The sequence below is a fragment of the Natrarchaeobius halalkaliphilus genome (assembly GCF_003841485.1).
Classification (GTDB): domain Archaea; phylum Halobacteriota; class Halobacteria; order Halobacteriales; family Natrialbaceae; genus Natrarchaeobius; species Natrarchaeobius halalkaliphilus.
The window spans coordinates 54,667-70,929 of record NZ_REFY01000004.1 but is presented as its reverse complement, the minus strand read 5'-3'; the positions used below and the strand labels follow the sequence as shown (position 1 = coordinate 70,929).

Annotated in this window: 16 protein-coding genes and 1 pseudogene; 8 read left to right on the top strand and 9 right to left on the bottom strand. The window is 57.8% G+C overall.

Features of this window, described 5'->3' with window-relative positions:
- Nucleotides 1–284 precede the first annotated feature (284 nt).
- Both EA462_RS10465 and EA462_RS10460 read left to right on the top strand, forming a co-directional pair.
- Nucleotides 285–893, top strand: coding sequence for a hypothetical protein (locus tag EA462_RS10465; RefSeq protein ID WP_124178524.1), 609 nt, complete (start codon nucleotides 285–287; stop codon nucleotides 891–893).
- A 5-nt stretch (nucleotides 894–898) separates the two neighbouring features.
- A complete protein-coding gene (locus EA462_RS10460) occupies nucleotides 899–1,714 on the top strand; it encodes a nucleotidyl transferase AbiEii/AbiGii toxin family protein (protein ID WP_124178523.1) in 816 nt (271 codons plus the stop codon).
- Between the two features lie 82 nt (nucleotides 1,715–1,796).
- On the opposite strand, the gene EA462_RS10455 is transcribed toward EA462_RS10460, so the two are convergent.
- On the bottom strand, nucleotides 1,797–2,540 hold the full coding sequence (locus EA462_RS10455; RefSeq protein ID WP_165872043.1) for a hypothetical protein: 744 nt from the start codon (nucleotides 2,538–2,540) through the stop codon (nucleotides 1,797–1,799).
- A 180-nt stretch (nucleotides 2,541–2,720) separates the two neighbouring features.
- Nucleotides 2,721–3,541, bottom strand: a pseudogene (locus EA462_RS10450) (IS5 family transposase).
- Between the two features lie 335 nt (nucleotides 3,542–3,876).
- Between EA462_RS10450 and EA462_RS10445 the strand changes: the two are divergent.
- The gene (locus EA462_RS10445; protein ID WP_124178521.1) at nucleotides 3,877–4,338 is read left to right on the top strand and encodes a hypothetical protein; all 462 of its coding nucleotides are present in this window, start codon (nucleotides 3,877–3,879) and stop codon (nucleotides 4,336–4,338) included.
- A 21-nt stretch (nucleotides 4,339–4,359) separates the two neighbouring features.
- Nucleotides 4,360–4,875: a hypothetical protein gene (locus tag EA462_RS10440; protein ID WP_124178520.1), complete on the top strand. Its 516-nt coding sequence runs from the start codon at nucleotides 4,360–4,362 to the stop codon at nucleotides 4,873–4,875.
- Nucleotides 4,876–4,973: 98 nt separating this feature from the next.
- On the opposite strand, the gene EA462_RS10435 is transcribed toward EA462_RS10440, so the two are convergent.
- Entirely contained in the window at nucleotides 4,974–5,555 is a 582-nt protein-coding gene (locus tag EA462_RS10435; RefSeq protein WP_124178519.1) for a DUF1102 domain-containing protein, read from the bottom strand.
- Between the two features lie 405 nt (nucleotides 5,556–5,960).
- Between EA462_RS10435 and EA462_RS10430 the strand changes: the two genes are divergently transcribed.
- Complete coding sequence (locus tag EA462_RS10430; protein WP_124178518.1) at nucleotides 5,961–6,572, top strand: DUF1102 domain-containing protein; 612 nt, start codon at nucleotides 5,961–5,963, stop codon at nucleotides 6,570–6,572.
- A 10-nt stretch (nucleotides 6,573–6,582) separates the two neighbouring features.
- Here EA462_RS10430 and EA462_RS10425 read toward each other — a convergent pair whose 3' ends face one another.
- Together EA462_RS10425 and EA462_RS10420 are read right to left on the bottom strand one after the other, a co-directional pair.
- The gene (locus tag EA462_RS10425; protein ID WP_124178517.1) at nucleotides 6,583–7,737 is read right to left on the bottom strand and encodes a DUF5305 domain-containing protein; all 1,155 of its coding nucleotides are present in this window, start codon (nucleotides 7,735–7,737) and stop codon (nucleotides 6,583–6,585) included.
- A gap of 31 nt (nucleotides 7,738–7,768) precedes the next feature.
- A complete protein-coding gene (locus tag EA462_RS10420) occupies nucleotides 7,769–8,776 on the bottom strand; it encodes a S26 family signal peptidase (RefSeq protein ID WP_243641397.1) in 1,008 nt (335 codons plus the stop codon).
- 469 nt (nucleotides 8,777–9,245) lie between these two features.
- On the opposite strand from EA462_RS10420, the gene EA462_RS10415 reads away from it, so the two are divergent.
- Nucleotides 9,246–9,818 carry a DUF7344 domain-containing protein gene (locus EA462_RS10415; protein WP_243641396.1) on the top strand — a complete coding sequence of 191 codons (573 nt, stop codon included), beginning with the start codon at nucleotides 9,246–9,248 and terminating at the stop codon, nucleotides 9,816–9,818.
- 382 nt (nucleotides 9,819–10,200) lie between these two features.
- On the opposite strand, the gene arcS is transcribed toward EA462_RS10415, so the two are convergent.
- Complete coding sequence (arcS, locus tag EA462_RS10410; RefSeq protein ID WP_124178515.1) at nucleotides 10,201–11,958, bottom strand: archaeosine synthase subunit alpha; 1,758 nt, start codon at nucleotides 11,956–11,958, stop codon at nucleotides 10,201–10,203.
- 213 nt (nucleotides 11,959–12,171) lie between these two features.
- Here arcS and EA462_RS10405 point away from each other — a divergent pair, with 213 nt between their 5' ends.
- Entirely contained in the window at nucleotides 12,172–13,089 is a 918-nt protein-coding gene (locus EA462_RS10405) for a DMT family transporter (RefSeq protein WP_124178514.1), read from the top strand.
- A 118-nt stretch (nucleotides 13,090–13,207) separates the two neighbouring features.
- Here EA462_RS10405 and EA462_RS10400 read toward each other — a convergent pair whose 3' ends face one another.
- Nucleotides 13,208–13,570: a TRAM domain-containing protein gene (locus EA462_RS10400; RefSeq protein ID WP_124178513.1), complete on the bottom strand. Its 363-nt coding sequence runs from the start codon at nucleotides 13,568–13,570 to the stop codon at nucleotides 13,208–13,210.
- Nucleotides 13,571–13,672: 102 nt separating this feature from the next.
- Here EA462_RS10400 and EA462_RS10395 point away from each other — a divergent pair, with 102 nt between their 5' ends.
- Complete coding sequence (locus EA462_RS10395; RefSeq protein WP_243641395.1) at nucleotides 13,673–13,963, top strand: HalOD1 output domain-containing protein; 291 nt, start codon at nucleotides 13,673–13,675, stop codon at nucleotides 13,961–13,963.
- 24 nt (nucleotides 13,964–13,987) lie between these two features.
- Here the strand turns inward: EA462_RS10395 and tgtA are convergent, their stop codons facing one another.
- Together tgtA and EA462_RS10385 are read right to left on the bottom strand one after the other, a co-directional pair.
- The gene (gene tgtA / locus EA462_RS10390; protein ID WP_124178512.1) at nucleotides 13,988–15,463 is read right to left on the bottom strand and encodes a tRNA guanosine(15) transglycosylase TgtA; all 1,476 of its coding nucleotides are present in this window, start codon (nucleotides 15,461–15,463) and stop codon (nucleotides 13,988–13,990) included.
- A gap of 88 nt (nucleotides 15,464–15,551) precedes the next feature.
- On the bottom strand, nucleotides 15,552–16,100 hold the full coding sequence (locus tag EA462_RS10385) for an NUDIX hydrolase (RefSeq protein ID WP_124178511.1): 549 nt from the start codon (nucleotides 16,098–16,100) through the stop codon (nucleotides 15,552–15,554).
- Nucleotides 16,101–16,263: the final 163 nt, after the last annotated feature.

Below are 16,263 nucleotides of genomic sequence, written 5' to 3'. Positions count from 1 at the left end.
GGCCGTGAAGTGGCCGGTTTGAGGCGATCTCGAAAAAATCCTTGGTAAGGACGAGAGCCCGGGTTCAAATCCCGGCCTAGGCTCTCTTTCCCCGTTCTTTCGGGTTATTCTTGGTACAGAACTTTTGGCGAGGGGTTGGTTGAGATTATAAGTGATTCTTTTGCCAATGGGTTGCTTAGCTATTTATATACTGTAGGCTACCAATGCATTGGCCGAGTATATATAATGGAGTCTTTGCCAATGCGTTGGTTAGGTATATAAGCATAGGAGTTAACCAATGTACTATGGTGCTGCTGGAGAAACCGGACAGAGAACGCGGATTCAACAAAGAACGGATAATCAGAGTCCTCTTGAACCACGCAGACGGAAAATTAACAAAATACCGAATAGCCAAACTTTCCGGCGCATCAGAACCCTGGACACGACAATACACGGACAAACTCGAAAACCAAGGCCTGATACAGGATACCGAAGTCGTGGAAGTTGAGGAGTTGTATCGAGAGTGGCAACGAACCCGGATCAAGCCCAGTCAATTAGAGGTCTCGCTTCAACAGCCAATGCAGCTACTGGAAGACACGGGTTTGAAGTACGCGTTAACAACATATCAAGCCGAAAACCTGCATCAAGGCTTCCTGTTCGCATCAACCACTGACTTCTATATCTCCCCTGATCAGACCAATGACTGGCTGAATATTATCGAAGAGAAAGGCCTGTTAGGAGGCGGAAACACCCGGGTACGAGTCTTGGATGAACACGTATTCTATAACGGAAAAACCGCGGATGATTTCTCTACAGTCTCGATTCCACAACTGATCCTAGATCTATTGGATGAGGGAGGACCATGCAGAGAAGCCGCTGAAAAACTGATTCAAAACTTCCACGGTGAGGCCTGACAGAAATGGTGCGTCAGTACTATGTGCCGCAGGTTACGGAGCTTTCTGAGGAGGAGCTTCAGGCCGTTTTCAGGGTTGCGGAGCCGCCGGTCTGTCTTCTTGGAGGTTGGGCGGTCCATCTACACGTAAATCAAGGATTTCAACGTGAGCATGGACGTGGCTACATCGGTTCCCGTGACATCGATCTTGGAATCCATGTTGAGCCGGATTGGACGGCAGAAGAGTACGATGATACCGGTGTTGGGAAAACGTTAGCAGGTATTGAGGAGTTAGGGTACGAGAAGAGCCGGTTCGGGTTCGTCCAGAATTTTGATCGAGAAACTGGAGAGCGAATCTCTGAGAGCGAGGCCAAGGAGTATGGGATGCATGAAGTCTTCCAGGTATACATCGACGTGATACCGGATACTACGGAGTTAGATAGTTTTAGAGAGCAGTATGGCTTTACACCACCCGCAGAGACCTTGTTAAAACCTGTGTTTGAGGGTGGTGTGGGAGTGCCGTTGTCTGAATACGTGTCTTGGGAAGCACCGGCGGACGTTTTTATTGTGGCTCCCGAGCTTCTGGCGGCGATGAAGATTCGGTCGTTACCTGACCGAGATAAGAGTCATAAACGAGTGAAGGATGCGGCAGACCTCCACGCGCTGTTGTGGTACACTAAAGATTATCAGGAGATGAAGGACGGAGTCCAGCAGTACGTCACAGAATATGATTTGAACCAGTTGGAGGCGGCAATCAACGAAGAACTGTTTGAAAACACCGCTCAGCTACTGCAAATCGAGCCAACACCTGTATCCGGATCAATCCGACGTCTCTTTCGTTGAAAATACATCTCTGAACCTGGTAGACTCCTGAAAGAGAAGATGACTATGACACACTCGTTGATAAGTTCGCGAGATCGGGTCTTCACACGACAGGGAACCCGGCAAAGAACTCGTCAAGAGATTTCATTAATATTGGTCCGTCCTCGTCCTCAATTCCTGCACACACGTTTGGAATGATTTCCTGGTTGATCCATTTCTTTTCACCGACAAACACATCAGATGCATAGATAGCGTAGGCGCAAATCTCCAGGTCTACATAATCCTGTGTTTCGATGTTTTCATTTGGTTGAATCTGCTTTGCGTGCTCCACCGTAAGCTGCCTTCTAACGTAGCCGAGTTTTGAGGCATCGCTCAACTCAACTCGCGCCCGATCGTCCTTCCGTTCGATATATCGCCAGAACGCAGCCATCTTCAAATAACTCTCTCCGCCTTCTTTGTGGATGTCACTAAGCGCGCGTGATAAGTCCGGAAATCCTTCATCAGGGTTTTGCTCCATCGAACGGAATAAGAATCTCAGTGTTTTTGCCGCCCTGAAGTCCAGCGTGTGTTCCTTGAGGGCGTCGCGGATTTCGGGCGGAGGGATTAGCAAAGGGTCGTCCGAGTAAAGATATTCATCGGAATTATAGTCTTCAACAACAACGTACGTGTCGGTGATTTCGGCTATAATATCGCTTAGTCTGTCTTGCTGATCCCATTTGGCAAGATCGACGAAATTCGGCCGAGTGAATAGAACATTGAATCCATGTCTTAGCTTCGACTGTTTGAATCTAGAAAGGATGTCCTGGTTTTCCTTGAGTGTGATCCAGTAGTTAGTATCCAAAATCACATCCAACATTCGAATTCATGTTTCTCTTTGAGGGTTATTAGCTTTCGCAGGGGGTTGACAAGCAACCGAACACCGTTCCGCATTTAAATTCTGTGCTTCGTAGGGTCGCTAGACGAGGCTTGATTTCGGCGTTTTCACTCACTCTGCTATCCGGTGAAAACCGATACACAGCGGTCGGTTCTACGGATATCTTACCGTTCGACGAAGATTGTAGACGGCACACTTCAGCACTATCTCCCGGAATTCGAGCTGGCAGCTTCGCGCACGCACGGCGGAGCCGAGCGTGCGCTTGATTGACGAGAAGACAGTCTCAACCATCCAGCGGCGGTTGTACCAGCGGCTACTCATTCGGGCGTTATGCGCTCGATCAAGCGAGGAGTAGATCCGATGCTTGATCAACGGACGAATGCCGTCGCCACGAAGTTCGTCGCGGAACGGTTTCCCGTCGTAGCCACGGTCAGCAGCCAGTGACCGCAGGTCCGCGGCGTTTCGCCGCGCGACCTGCGGCCCGATCTTCGCATCGTGTTTCTTCGTCGTGGTACAGTGAACGTCGAAGACGTACCTCGTTTTTACGTCAACGAGCGCAGTGACTTTGAGCGAGCGAACGCGATAGTGTGCTCGTTGTGCGTAGTGACGGGATGGCTGATCACGGTCAAAGCCAGTTGAATCGACCGCTGCGTGGCCAGTGCGTTTCTCAGCTGATTCGCCGAGAAACGCACGATAGGTCTCCATCGAGATGGTCTCGAACCAGTCACGAAGTACCGTGAAATGGGGGAGTCGCGTGAGCCCGATTTCCTCGAGAATGCCGGGCATTTCACTGAGGAGACCGATCGTCTGGCGGTAGGATTTTCCAAGTTCAATCCGCAGTGCCTGAAGTGTCAGCATCGCCCACTCGGCGAACCCGCCACCCCCTTCGGGGTCGGCGGGTTCGTCGGGATCAGCGACAACTGCTTTAGCTTTCGCACCGAATTACGGGTGAAGAGACGGAATTCCGAAGTCACAACATTCCGTCTCTTCGCTTTCTACCGAGATAACGCAGTCGTAGCGACGCTGTCTAGCGATCCTACAGAGCACATCATTGTAAACCTGCACAAAAGCAGTGTTCAGTTTTCAGATTGTCTGAAAGAACGGGTTGGGATCTTCATATAAACAAGGCTCAGTACCTCACAAATCACGCTTCAGCTACAGTTAGCTGAGGCTGATTTGTGAGGTACTGAGTCTCTTTCTATAGGGTAGGAAGTGAATACTCATGTTTAGTGGAAAGTCAGTTACTGGACGAAGTGATGCATCACATTAAATCGTCTGTAGTGAACTATCCGCTCGCTTTTAAGAAAGGATGATTGGACGAATCGCTATCGGACTTATCCTCATTGGCGGCATCGGATTCATCTTGTCGACGGCCGGGTATAGCGCGTTCACGGGGGGTCGAGAGGCGATCGTGCAGGTCGCTCCGGCAGCGGAGGCCACCATTGGTATCGAAGATGAGTACAATGGTACCCCAATCGAGAACGGTGAGGGGGAGATCATCCTCGACCTCAAGAATAACTCACCCGAGCCAGTTGAACTCGACGTGGAGATCGAAGACGTCGGAGGCGTCGATCCAGAGTCGATCGAGGTCGTTCAACACCCTTCCGAACTGCAGCCGAATGGTCAAGGAAGCGTCACCGTCGGTTGCAGCGGCCGCGCTCCTGGACAGGGAGCCGCCAACGTCACGTTTTGCGTCCAGGCATCGGGGACATCGACGGCAATCGAGGCCTCGAAAGTTGCCCAAGGGCTCAATATCGATTGTCCGTCCTGAACAAACCAAGGGAAATACCTAATGAAACGACGATCATTCACACTCGGAATCGGTAGTGTCGCCATCGCGATACTCGGCGTCATCGGCTCGAGCGCACTTTCTAGGGTCACCACCGGACGTGCGACGACCGTCCAACAGACAGGTGATGGAACAGCCTACCTTGGGCTCGCCCCATCGGACGATCCGAACGGCGAGTACGCCACCACCAACGAAACGACGGGGGCGTTCCGACTCTTCATCGATACGGTGAACCCTGAGGGTGTGACAGAGCTGGACGATGTCTTCGTCATAACCAACAACGGAACACAACCCGTCGACGTCTGGCTCGAGCCAGACGGTGAGAACCCGGAATCGATCGCGTTCACCGACGCCGAGACCGAGACTGACCTGACGGACGCTGACGAGCCGGTTACGATATCCGTTGGAGAATCGATCACCACGGACATTTTCGTCGACACGACAGATCACGGCGAAGAGACCGAGATCATCGACACACTCATCGTGAACGCAAATATCGGTTCGATGAGTACTGAATAACGATCGATCCTGCGAGAATCAGCGTTCTCTCGAAGCGTGAAGCCAAGTATCCTAAAGGGATGAATTTGAGATCGTCAGAAAAACGGTTGCCGATAGGATCAGCCGTTACCGTTCTCCGGTTCACCGGCATCCGGCGAGTCAGCGATGATGGTGACGTCGTCGTCGAAGACCGGGTCGGACTGTTCTTCCGCGGAGTTCACACGAACACCGATCTCTTCACACGTACCGACTGCGATGTTGATAGATTCCGTTTCGCCAACGATGAAGTCAAGGCCGGCGTCGCCGTCCCCGGCACCAGTGCCCGTGTAGAAACTGACTTCACCGGGATCTTCACCGAGACCTGCTATGTCTTCGATATAGACGTCGGCGTCGGCTGTTCCCTGATTACAGATTTCGAACATGCCGTCGAACCAGGTAATCGAGTTGGAGTTGACTCCCTCTCCATCGTTCTCGTTCGTGGCGATGTCTATCTCGAGGTGCCCGTTTGCGTCGAGTTCGACGTAGGCGTTGCTGTTCGGAGTATCCAACGGGACGAGTCCAAGGTAGGCGTCGGGGTCGTCGGCGGCCGCGACGGTGAGCGACCGGTCCGCCTCCACTCGACTGAACGCGCCTGACCCGATGATCGCGCTGGCTCCGATTGCTGTGCTTCCGGTACCGATTAAGAATTTTCGTCGTTGCATTGTATCTCTGGACGCTCAAGTCCGTCTGGCTGCTCCAGGTCACGCGGTGTATGGGTGGGTCGAACTCGAGTGTCACAATCGGGGCCTCAACGATCGTCCCTTTATGTATACGTCGCCGGTAGAATCTTCACACCACCCTTGTGCTGACAATGGCCTTCCCTATACTGAGAAAGGGAGCCGTACAAGTACCTACAATCGAGGTAGCGGTTGCGACGCCAGCGGTCGACGACTCGGCCAGCTCAGATGGGCGATTGGACGAGAATTCCAGCGCACGCTTGGCTTACACGCAAATTAGCACCGAATACCAAAGCGTACACGACCAATATCCTGTCCAGGGGTTCCGAACCGCGGCCGAATCTTCGCGTTTGATCGGGGTTCACGCACGGTAACGAATCCCTGGTCATCATGCATCGGCGAACTCTACTGCTCGTCGCGGGTGGAAGTGCCACAAGTACCGGCATCGTCGTTGGTTCAGGGGCATTATCGCGAGAGGTTGCCGGCGTCCGGGTTGAGGTCTCCGAAGATCCCGATGGCTACCTTGGGCTCGAGCCCTGTCCGCGATCACCTAACAGGAGGTACGCCAGACTGGACGGGAACGGTCACCTCAAAATAGATCTCTCGCCGTCGAATTCGATCCGGAAATCCAAGACCAAGCAGACCGGCCTCGGGATCAACGGAAACGCGGTCACGTACATTCACGACGTCTTTCGGATCTGTAACCAGGGAACGGAACCGGTCACCGCCTGGATCGAAGTGCCTGAACGGATACCCGTCCAAACGAAGAAAGATAAGGGATCCGTGAAACCGGCCGACGAGGATCGCGTTGCGTTCTACAAGGGGTCTCAGGTCGATCGACGGGTCGACAGCGAATCGAATGCACTCACGCTATCAATTGGCGAGTGTACCTGTATCGGCCTTTCCATTTCCACGAAGCTTCTCTCGAAGGAAGATAGTTACCTGGACGTCGAACGTATCATCGTTCACGCTCGTCAGATCGAGGAGACTACCAAACGGTGATGCGGTAGCTTCAATTCGTTCCGGGTGGTGTAGACTCGTCATCCGACCTCGGCTCGCTATCATCGGCATCAGTATCCGAGAGATCGCTACCGTCGTCATCCAAACCGACGGGTTCCGCACCATCCATCCGATCGTAGACGTACACCGGGTCGTCGAGGACGTAGTAAGTTCCTTCGTCGTCTGCGTTCTCAATTACACGCTGGTCAGAATCGACAGCAACATCGACAAGATCCTCAAGCGAGTTAAGGTCGATACGAGCACGGTCGTACACCTTCTCGGGAACGGTACCGGTCGAGATCCACTCATCGAAGGACGCCCGTTCGTGTTCGCGCCGAAACCGCGCGAGTTCGCGCTCGGAAGGGGAAAGTGTCCCGTTGACTTTCTGGACGGTGACGACGCCCAGCGCGGTTATCGAGACGAGCGCTAACACGAGTCCCATCAGGGTCGAACCGGGTCCACGTGCGCTTTGTGTCTCGGTTACGGGCGCTTGCTCGGTGTCGTGGTGATCGATACCTGGCGTGTCGAGGGAATACGTTTCGTCATCTTGTTCGATCAACAGCTCGTATGATTCGGTCACAGTGACGGGATCCCCGTCAATTGTACCCTCCATGGTGACGTGTGCGACGATCACCATCTCGACAGTTCCTGGAGAGGCCTCCAAGCTCGACTCAATCTGCTCTGTGTCGTTCATCATCGCGGGAACATCGACGGAGAACGGCGTTGTGATCACCTCGCCGGGCCCGACCGACTCCGCCGCGGTCTCATCAATGGGATCGTTCGTCGACCAGTATTCGTCGTCGTCTGACACAGAACGGAGTTGTCGTTCCAGGGAAATACCGACCTCGGCGTCGCCACGTTCAGCCTCGTAGCGGTAGGCGAACTCGCCGTCCAGTTCGGGCGTCACCGTCGTGAAGTACGCCGATCGATCCGAGAGCACTTCACCGGCCTCAAATACCTCTGTGTCACGGTCTACTTCTGCGCTGTGGTCGAACGTGGCGACCGGCGACCACTGTGCGCTCGTCGGCCCGTCCCCCGTGTCGGGTTCGGACGCGACGCCGGAGTATGCTATCCAGCCACCCAGAAGGGACAGGGCGAGTAGGGCGATGACGACGAAGACGAACCAATCGCCTGCGACGGCTCGCAGGCGGATGAAAGCGGCGTTCATGGTTGATACCTCCGGTGTGTGATGTTGGGGATCATATTCTCAGGTAATCGTGGGTGTGTCCACCCGATTTTCGCTCGCGGAGAACGATTCGACCCGTTCCGAGGAGCAGGGCAAACGGGAGTGTGAACAGGGAGACGACGACGGCCGTCACACTTGTCATCGCTATCCAAGGATGTACGTCGTGTAGCATTTCGAGGAGAGGAGGAGGAAGCACCGCGAGATACCTAAACTCCGAGACGGCGTGCAAGACGTACCCTCGCTCGGTCGGTGCAGTGACGGTAATTGTCGTGTTCGCAGATTCACCGTGGTGCAACTGGGTCGGTTCATCTTCGACCGACACGCCCTGGCTGGCGGGCTCGAGAATCGAGACGACTGGCAACAGACCACCGTTGTGGCGCTCGTAGTTACGCTCGCCGGTCTCGCCGGACTGGATTACGTGCGGAGCGTCGGACTCATAATCGGCGCTGACGGTACCGAACTCGGTCGAACCCGAGATTGCCAGCATCGTTCCGAACGTCACTATGCACAAACAGACAACCAGACCGAATACAATTCCACGCGCGGAAACCGACGTACGTCGCGACCGCGTTCGTTCCCGATGTCGGCTCCGTGACTTCGTGAGGAACGTGAACGCGAGGAGGGCAACGCCGACCCCGAACAGTAGAGTAGCTATTCCTTGGGATCCGAGTCTTGGACCAATCCCAAGTACATCTCTGATCGAGTCGATCCCAGACTGGATGTTCATCACGACCGTACCGAGGTGAGGGATCGTTACGACATCCCCACCGACCGTCCAAGCTTTCGCGACGATCTGCCCGTCGGTGACGGCGGGTTCACCTCCATCCTGATCGGTCACGATATTGGCGTCTCCAGCAGTCTCGTATCCATGGTCGGTCGCGCCGACGACGCGGTGAGTCGTCAACCCACCTTCGTTAGCCTCTTGGGCGTCGTAGATGACAACATCGCCAACTTCCGCTGACCCGAGACCCGTCGAGGGAATCACGACGAATCCATCTCCTTCAGCGATCGTCGGGTCCATACTCCCTGTCTCGGTGTATGACAGCAGAATTGGCTGACCGAGCATTGCCCCAAGAAGGAGTGATCCTAGGGTGAGAACTATCACCACGGCAAAAGTAACGCGGAGCAGCCGTCGCAATCTCATCCGTTCACCCTTCGGATCCGATCAAACCGCGACTGCCCCAGCCTCTCGGGTGAGTCGCATCCGTTGTTTAATTCGGTACGGCCAGACTCGACTGCCGAATCGGGGCACTCGCCGGTGAAGGGACGGATGGCCGGCCGAACGGATGAACGAGTCACACCAGATGTCAGGTTAGTTCGGAATGTAAGTAATCGGTGACTGAATTCTAACAGTGATTTATTGCCTTATTGAATTTTGACCAACCAGAACAGTAACAGGCAAGTAATGATAGTAACTTCTTAACACAATTTCCGTCAAGAGCCCTATACTTAACAGACATAGGAACAATCGAACAAGGAGAAAGCCATTGATGAGGCTCGACGGACTGAGACCCAAAATGCCACGCCCGGAGGTGGCGATGCGGTCCCGCGACGAATTATTCACGGTACTGAGCAACCGACGACGGCGACGCGTTCTCTACTACCTTCTCCAACACGATGTCAAACAAGTCGACCTTCGTACCCTGGTCGACGTTCTTTCTGAGTGGGAGTACGGCGAATCGGTCGATGACCTATCCTGGAAGCAACGAAAGCGAGTATATACTGCACTACACCAGTCCCATCTTCCAAAGCTAGCAGAGGCAGGCGCGATCGAGTACGAACGGTCGCGCGGACAAGTGACGCCGACCGAGGAGATTGGTGAATATCGGATTTATCTCGAATACGTGCCCGCTGACGACATTCCGTGGTACCGCTACTACTTAGGACTCACCGCCATCGCGGCCACCCTCACGGGTCTCGTCTGGTTGTCCGTATTCCCGTTCAGTAATCTATCAGGGCTCGCTCTTTCGACGATTCTTGTCTCGGTCTTCGCTGTTTCGGCGATAGTTCACGCTCACCATTCTCGATGGAATCAGATCGAGATGAGCGAGTTATTTCGGTAGGGCTGTTTCTCCTCCATTATCCCATCACTTCAGAGAGAGTGGAATGCTCAGTTGGATACCGCCTTTCCAGTTCGGATTGTCTGTCCCGGTTAGCCGTGTTTTCGGTTCCCTTTCCTCGCTCCGAGGGTTCCAGCATATGAACGGCTTCAGGTCCGGCCTTTTCCCTGTTTCAGGTTATCCAGTCGTGCTAGAAATGATACGGTAGGGTTGGTGTAGGAATCATTTTCAGTACCTCACAAGGTAACTTCAACTGAGCCGGTCTAACTACTGGCTTTGTGACTTGATAGCAGCGTTTCCATAGGTGAAGTATTGTTCGTACGGTACTGTACGAGATGATCGAGAACCGTTCAGACGTTCACCGCTCCTCACGAAGTACGGCGCTTTACGTCTCTTCGACGTGGCGAATCTCACACGCGATCCCGCGCGTGCTCTCGGCCATCTCGCGGCCGAACATCTCCGCGCGGCCGACGCCGAACGCCTGTGGTCCCTCGACGACCACCTCGTCACCGACGCGAATCTCCTCGTCTGCGTCGACGACGCCCGGCGCGAGGACGCTGCCGTGGGGGACGAAGCCGTCGATCTCGACTCGTTTCGTCGGTGCGTCGCTGTCGACCCACCGCGTTGCGCCCTCGAGTGTGAACGAGAGCGTCCCGTACTGCGGAACCATCGTCGCCAGCTGGGTTTCCTCGCTGTCGCGGACCTGAATCTTCGGATAGCGACTGGTCGTCCGGATGTCCTCGAAGAGGTCGTCGCCCGCACCGTCACCGAGAAGGTAGTCCGCGATCGCTCGAACCGTGTTGTGCTCGCGTTCGCGCTTCGAGTACTTCAACTCGCCCGAGAGAGCCTCCGAGAGGTTCGACAGGGACTCCTCGTCGGTCGGGTGACCATCCTCCGGGACGGTGAAGGTAATTTCGAGATCGAGATCGTCCTCGACGCGGGAGACGATGTCGCGGTAGCCCTCGTCGGGAACGTGTGCGATGATTTCGGGGTAGTCGTTTCGCTCGAGGTAGCGTTCTAACACGCGGCTGACGAAGCGCTTTTCGTCCTCGGACCACCGACCGGTGACGACGGTGTCGTAGTGCTGGGCCGGATACGTCGTCTCGAGTTCCTGTGGAACGACGCCGATCGGGCTCGTCATCGACACGAGGTGAGCGCGCCACTGGACGGCGTCGTGGAACTGACGGTGGCTCTGGGAGTCGCTGTAGGGTTTCGTTGCCGAACAGGGAACCAACACGAGCGGGTTCTTGAAGCGGTTTCGGTACCGCGACGTCACGCGGTCGGCAAAGCGCTGGATCTCGACCCGCCGGAGGGTGTCTTCGGTCGCCGCGTCGATTCGCGAATCCCGGAGGATCGGGGTCCGTTCCTCGAGGTAGCTCCACTGTGAGTCGAGTTCGCGCATGGCCGCGGTGAGCCACTGATCGTGACGGACCTGGCCTTCGACGTAATCCCGCAGGCGGCCGTCGCGGATCCGCCGCCGAACGATCCCGAGTTCTGCCCGCAACGCGTTGACGTTGTGTTCGGCGCAGTCCTCGCGGGTGAACGTTTCGCGGGGTTTCTGACAGGCCGGACACGAACAGGGCAGTTCCTCGAGGTCCTCTAGGAAGTACGCCTCGTCGGTCGTCAGATACCTGCCCTCAGTCCCCGTCACGACGGCGGCCGTCTCGTCGACGCAGTCGACGCCGGCGTACGCGAGCAGGGCGACGTTCCGGGGCGTCGCGACGCCCGATAGAACGAGGGCGGTGTCCGCCGGAATCGCCTCCCGAACCGCAACGACGGCCTCGGCAAACGCCGCGCCGTGGCCGAGAATCGACTGAACGTCGGAGACGACGTAGGCGTCCGTCCCGTGGTCGGCCGCGAGTTCGCTCGAGACGACGGCCGCGCTCGGGAAATCGACGTCGGGATAGTCGACGGCGAACGATTCCTGGACCTCCTCGGCGGTGCCGCCGGGAAATGCCCGGTGGGGCAAGACGGTCAGCTGCGCGTCGGTTCCCTCGGGAACGTCGCGCTCGGTCGACCAGAGCGAGCCAGCATCGGAGAGAACGTCGTCGACGAGTGCGGGCGTCGTCCGCGGTGACTCGAGACGGAGTTCGCCCACGCGAGCGGCCCCGTCGCGTGCGTGAACCTCGAAGTAGTCGGTCATATCAGAACTGGGTGGGGGAGGGCGAAAGAGGCTGTCGGTGTGATCCGGGCGGTGTGGAACGGGTTTTGCGTCCCGATCTCCCGCACACCCGCCGCCGACGTTGAGAGCGTCGGAACTGACCGATAGCAGTCCGCCTCACCACGAGTTTCCCTCCGAGAAACCGCCGGCAATCATATCAAAGTCCTTATGGATGGTCGATCTGAACGTGGCTGTATGGTGCTCGAGATTTCGGACGCTCTCCTCGGGGTACTTCTGGCTATCGCCGGCGCTATCGCGTTCTCGGGTCAGTTTCTGTTCGTTCGCCTCGGAACCGAAGACGGGGGCGTCGACGACGCCGTTCTGGTCGTTCTGTTGTGTAACGTCGCGATGGTCGTCCCGCCCGTCGCGTTCCTGTACTCGCCGCCGTACTCGTCGCTGTTTACGCCCGCTTCGTTCGCGTCGTTCGCGGGTGCCGGTCTCGCGGGAATGTTCGTCGCTCGACTGTTGATGTTCAAGAGCATCGAAGAGATCGGCGCGAGCCTGACCTCCCCGGTGATCGCGTCGAACGTCCTCTTTGCGACCGTGTTCGCCGTGTTCCTCCTCGGGGAGCGACTGACGACCGTCCACTTCGTCGGTATCGTGTTGATCGTCGTCGGACTGGCGGTCGTCTCCTGGGAAACCGCGGCGACGACGAATCCCGACCAGTCGATCCGCGACACCGGCGCGACGCTCGTATTGCCGTTCGCCGCCGCCGTCTGTATCGGGATCGAGCCGATCTTCGTGTCGACCGGACTGTCGGGCGGAACGCCGATCCTGCCGGGACTCGCGGTTATGTCCGTCGCCGGTACGGTCGGATTCGTGAGCTATCTCGCGATGATGGGATCGTTACGTCCGATCGAGTTTCGAAGCACGTCCACCGCGTGGTACGTCGGCGCCGGCGTCTCCACGACGGTCGGATTCCTCGCGTACTTCTCGGCGCTCGAGATCGCACCGGTCGTCATCGTCATGCCCCTGCTCCAGCTTACGCCCCTCATCGTCGCCCTGATCTCGATGGTGTTCCTCCCCCAGCGTCTCGAGCGCGTGACCTGGCCGGTGGTCGCGTCGGCACTCGTCGTCGTGGTCGGCGCAGCGCTGGTGTCGCTGTCCGGCTGAGAACCGACCGAACTGGAGCGGAGACGAACGGGTTCGGAAATTCGGGAGAGAAGTCGATCGAGAACGAAGGCGAGATGGAGAGATCATCGCGACGTGGTCCAAAACAGGTCCACCCCGATCACGCGCGTCCGAGGAACGTCGCCGTCGCTGACGTGTGTCCGCGGTTGAACGACAGGAGTTTGAACTCGACCACGTCGGCCGACTCGAGGTCGGTGGGAACGTCCTCGACGAAGACGACGAATCCCTCGATCTTGCAGACCGCCTGTCGTTCGCCGGAGTGGTGTTCGGTGAACTCGTGAATCGCGGCCGTCCGGACGTCTCCGACGTCGACCGGCGGCGCTCGCTGTTGCGCCTCCCTGTGGCGCTGCCAGGATTCCGCCTGATCGGTCGAACGGCTCCCGCCACGGAACCGTCGGACGAGCCACGATGCGAACACGACCGTCACGATCGCACCGAGAATGAGCGACGCTACCCCGAGCATACCGTAGCTGGGTAGCGCGGACCCCTTTGCTGTTCTGATATCGATGGTCCGTGACGGCGACGGCGAATACAACCTTTTGTGTGTCGGAGCGCTTGTACCGTCGTGTCCCATCGCTCGTCCGACCGATCGACCGACGTGAGTCTCGCGATCGTCGATGCAGTCGCGACTCGACGCGGAGTCGACCCTCTCTCGCTTCCACCGCTGTACCGGTACGTCGACCCGGACGCGCTGGATCGCCTCATCACCGACGTCCCTCGTAGCGCCACCCCCTTCCGTCTCGAGTTCACCTACGACGGCCACGACGTCGTCGTCGAGCGAGCCGCCGACCTCACCGTCGCCGTCGACGGATCGACGGTCGACGACGGAGCGTCATCGTTCAACACCGACGGATGAGTTCGTAAACCGATCCACTCGCCGCTACTCGTCGGTCAGATCGACCAGTGCAACACGATCTGGAACTCGATCGAGAACGCTCTCCGGCCATCCCCGATGACCGAGCGTGACCGCTGTCTCAGGGTTCGTCTCGACGAGCCGCCTGACGCCGTCGGCCGCGGCACGGAGCGCCGACCGATCGGTTCGGCCGGGGACCTCGGCAGTCAGTGGGTAGCTCCTCGAGAGCGCCCGTGGGAAGGGGCCGAACGGCGGTTCGACGCGCCAGGACTCGTCGAACGTCTCGCGGCTGGCTGGCTCGCCTTCGGTGAGAAATAGCGAGTCGGGAACGGACAGCCGTTCGAGTCGTCGGTGGTGTCGGATCACCTCGGGACGGCGTGCGCTCTCGTGAGACGTATAAAAGAACGTCCCCTTCGAAACCGGATCCGTGCGCTCGAGTTGGCCGGCGTGATCGAGCAGTGCTCGATAGCCGTCGAGCATGGTCGGATGAGAGCGAGCGCGTCCCTCGACGAGTTCGAGGAGGTTTCCGGCGCGGATCGCCTGTTTGATCCGTCGGATCTCCGCGAACGTGACGTGGAGGTTGTGGGCGGCGAGTTCCTCCTCCCGTCGGTCGTCCTCGAGCATCCGAAGCTCGTCCGGCGAGAAATCGGTACAGATCGGACACGAACACGGGAGGTAGTCGAGGTCCTCGAGGTGACGAGTACCGCGGACGGTGAGGTAGCGATCGTCGCGAGCGTAGAGGGCGTAGGCCGCCGAATCGAAGAGGTCACAGCCCATCGCGACGCCGAGTGCGAACATCATCGGGTGGCCAGCACCGAAGAGGTGGACCGGCGCGTCGGCACCGAGCCCTCGCTTTGCGCCCGCGACGACGTCGACCACGTCGTCGTACCGATACTCGTTCATCAGCGGCACGACCGCGCCGACGGGAAAGACGTCGAGTGCGGTCGCATCGGCGTGCCGACCGGCCGCCTCGCGGAGATCCGGATAGGTCGATCCCTGGACGGGTGCGTTGACGAGCATCTCCCCCGTTTCTACCGTTTCCGCGAGTTCGAGACGCTCCTGGGTCGTCTCGAGTTCGTCCTCGGCGCGTTCGCGTGAGACGTCCGGCGGGGTCGGGATGTCGACCGGCGTCCCGATGTCCGAGCCGATCGCGTGCTGGAACTCGAGGATTTCCTCGGTGGTGACGTCGATCTCGCCGTACTCGGCCAGCTGGAAGGATCCGGAATCAGTCACGATCGCTCCGGGAAACTCGAACATCTCGTGTAGCCCGTCCTCTAGGGCGCGCTCTCTGACGTCGTCGGTGCCGTAGATGATGTATGAGTTCGTAATGAGAATCTCGGCACCGAACTCCTCGGCGAGCCGACGGGGACTGATCGTATCTATATTCGGGTTAATCACCGGCAAGAGTGCGGGCGTCTCGACGGTGATATCGGCGCGTGGAACGGAGAGTTGGCCGATTCGCCCACCCGCGTCGGTGTCCCGAATTTCGAAGCACTCGCGCATCGACCGTCCGTTGGACCGTCGAACGTAAGTCAGTGAAGGTTTTCGACGGGCCGATCGACCGGATACCGGACTCCCGTTCCGTGGCTCGTCACTCGCCGAACAACCGATAGTACGAAATCGCGAGAACGGTCCGGCCGTCCGCGATATCTCCGGTACCGATCGCGTCGGTTAGTTCCTCGAGTCCAATCGTCGTCACGCGAATGCTCTCGTTGTGATCGAGTTGCTGTTCGGTCGTTGGCCGACAGTCGCGAGCGACGAAAAAGTGCGTACGGGAGTCCGCAGTTCCGTTCGCCGGCTCGACGGTCACCAGCGCCTCCAGTCGGTCGGCCTCGTGGCCGGTCTCTTCTGCGAGTTCGCGTCGAGCGGCCGCCTCGAGGTCGTCGTCTTCGGGCTCGGTCCCCCCGACGGGGAGACCGCGGTTGACGCGGTCGACGGCCTGTCGCCACTCCTCGATGCAGACGACGTCGCCGTCCGGAGTAAACGGAACGATGCAGACGCTTTCGGGTTCGGAGAGGTAATCGAATTCAGTTTCGGTCCCGTCGGGAAGTCGAACGGACTCGTTAACGACGTCGAAGCCCGGACAGGAGTACGCTACCCCGCGATCGAGCGTCTCCCAGACCAGGGAATCACGGCTCATATCGAGCGGTAGGATCGCCCGTGTAAAAAATACCGCGTCCTCGAGCGCGGTTCGAAGACGACAGGACCCTACCGAGGAGAATGCGGCGGTATCCCGGTCTCCATCGGTCGTTATCGTGTATCGCGGAAACGTATCTTCAGTATAACAAAGCCACGAATCGGTG

Coding starts and splice junctions, on each gene's coding strand:
- EA462_RS10465 (WP_124178524.1), top strand. CDS start 285: ATGGTGCTGCTGGAGAAACCGGACAGAGAACGCGGATTCAACAAAGAA.
- EA462_RS10460 (WP_124178523.1), top strand. CDS start 899: ATGGTGCGTCAGTACTATGTGCCGCAGGTTACGGAGCTTTCTGAGGAG.
- EA462_RS10445 (WP_124178521.1), top strand. CDS start 3,877: ATGATTGGACGAATCGCTATCGGACTTATCCTCATTGGCGGCATCGGA.
- EA462_RS10440 (WP_124178520.1), top strand. CDS start 4,360: ATGAAACGACGATCATTCACACTCGGAATCGGTAGTGTCGCCATCGCG.
- EA462_RS10435 (WP_124178519.1), bottom strand. CDS start 5,555: ATGCAACGACGAAAATTCTTAATCGGTACCGGAAGCACAGCAATCGGA.
- EA462_RS10430 (WP_124178518.1), top strand. CDS start 5,961: ATGCATCGGCGAACTCTACTGCTCGTCGCGGGTGGAAGTGCCACAAGT.
- EA462_RS10425 (WP_124178517.1), bottom strand. CDS start 7,737: ATGAACGCCGCTTTCATCCGCCTGCGAGCCGTCGCAGGCGATTGGTTC.
- EA462_RS10420 (WP_243641397.1), bottom strand. CDS start 8,776: ATGGACCCGACGATCGCTGAAGGAGATGGATTCGTCGTGATTCCCTCG.
- EA462_RS10415 (WP_243641396.1), top strand. CDS start 9,246: ATGAGGCTCGACGGACTGAGACCCAAAATGCCACGCCCGGAGGTGGCG.
- arcS (WP_124178515.1), bottom strand. CDS start 11,958: ATGACCGACTACTTCGAGGTTCACGCACGCGACGGGGCCGCTCGCGTG.
- EA462_RS10405 (WP_124178514.1), top strand. CDS start 12,172: ATGGTGCTCGAGATTTCGGACGCTCTCCTCGGGGTACTTCTGGCTATC.
- EA462_RS10400 (WP_124178513.1), bottom strand. CDS start 13,570: ATGCTCGGGGTAGCGTCGCTCATTCTCGGTGCGATCGTGACGGTCGTG.
- tgtA (WP_124178512.1), bottom strand. CDS start 15,463: ATGCGCGAGTGCTTCGAAATTCGGGACACCGACGCGGGTGGGCGAATC.
- EA462_RS10385 (WP_124178511.1), bottom strand. CDS start 16,100: ATGAGCCGTGATTCCCTGGTCTGGGAGACGCTCGATCGCGGGGTAGCG.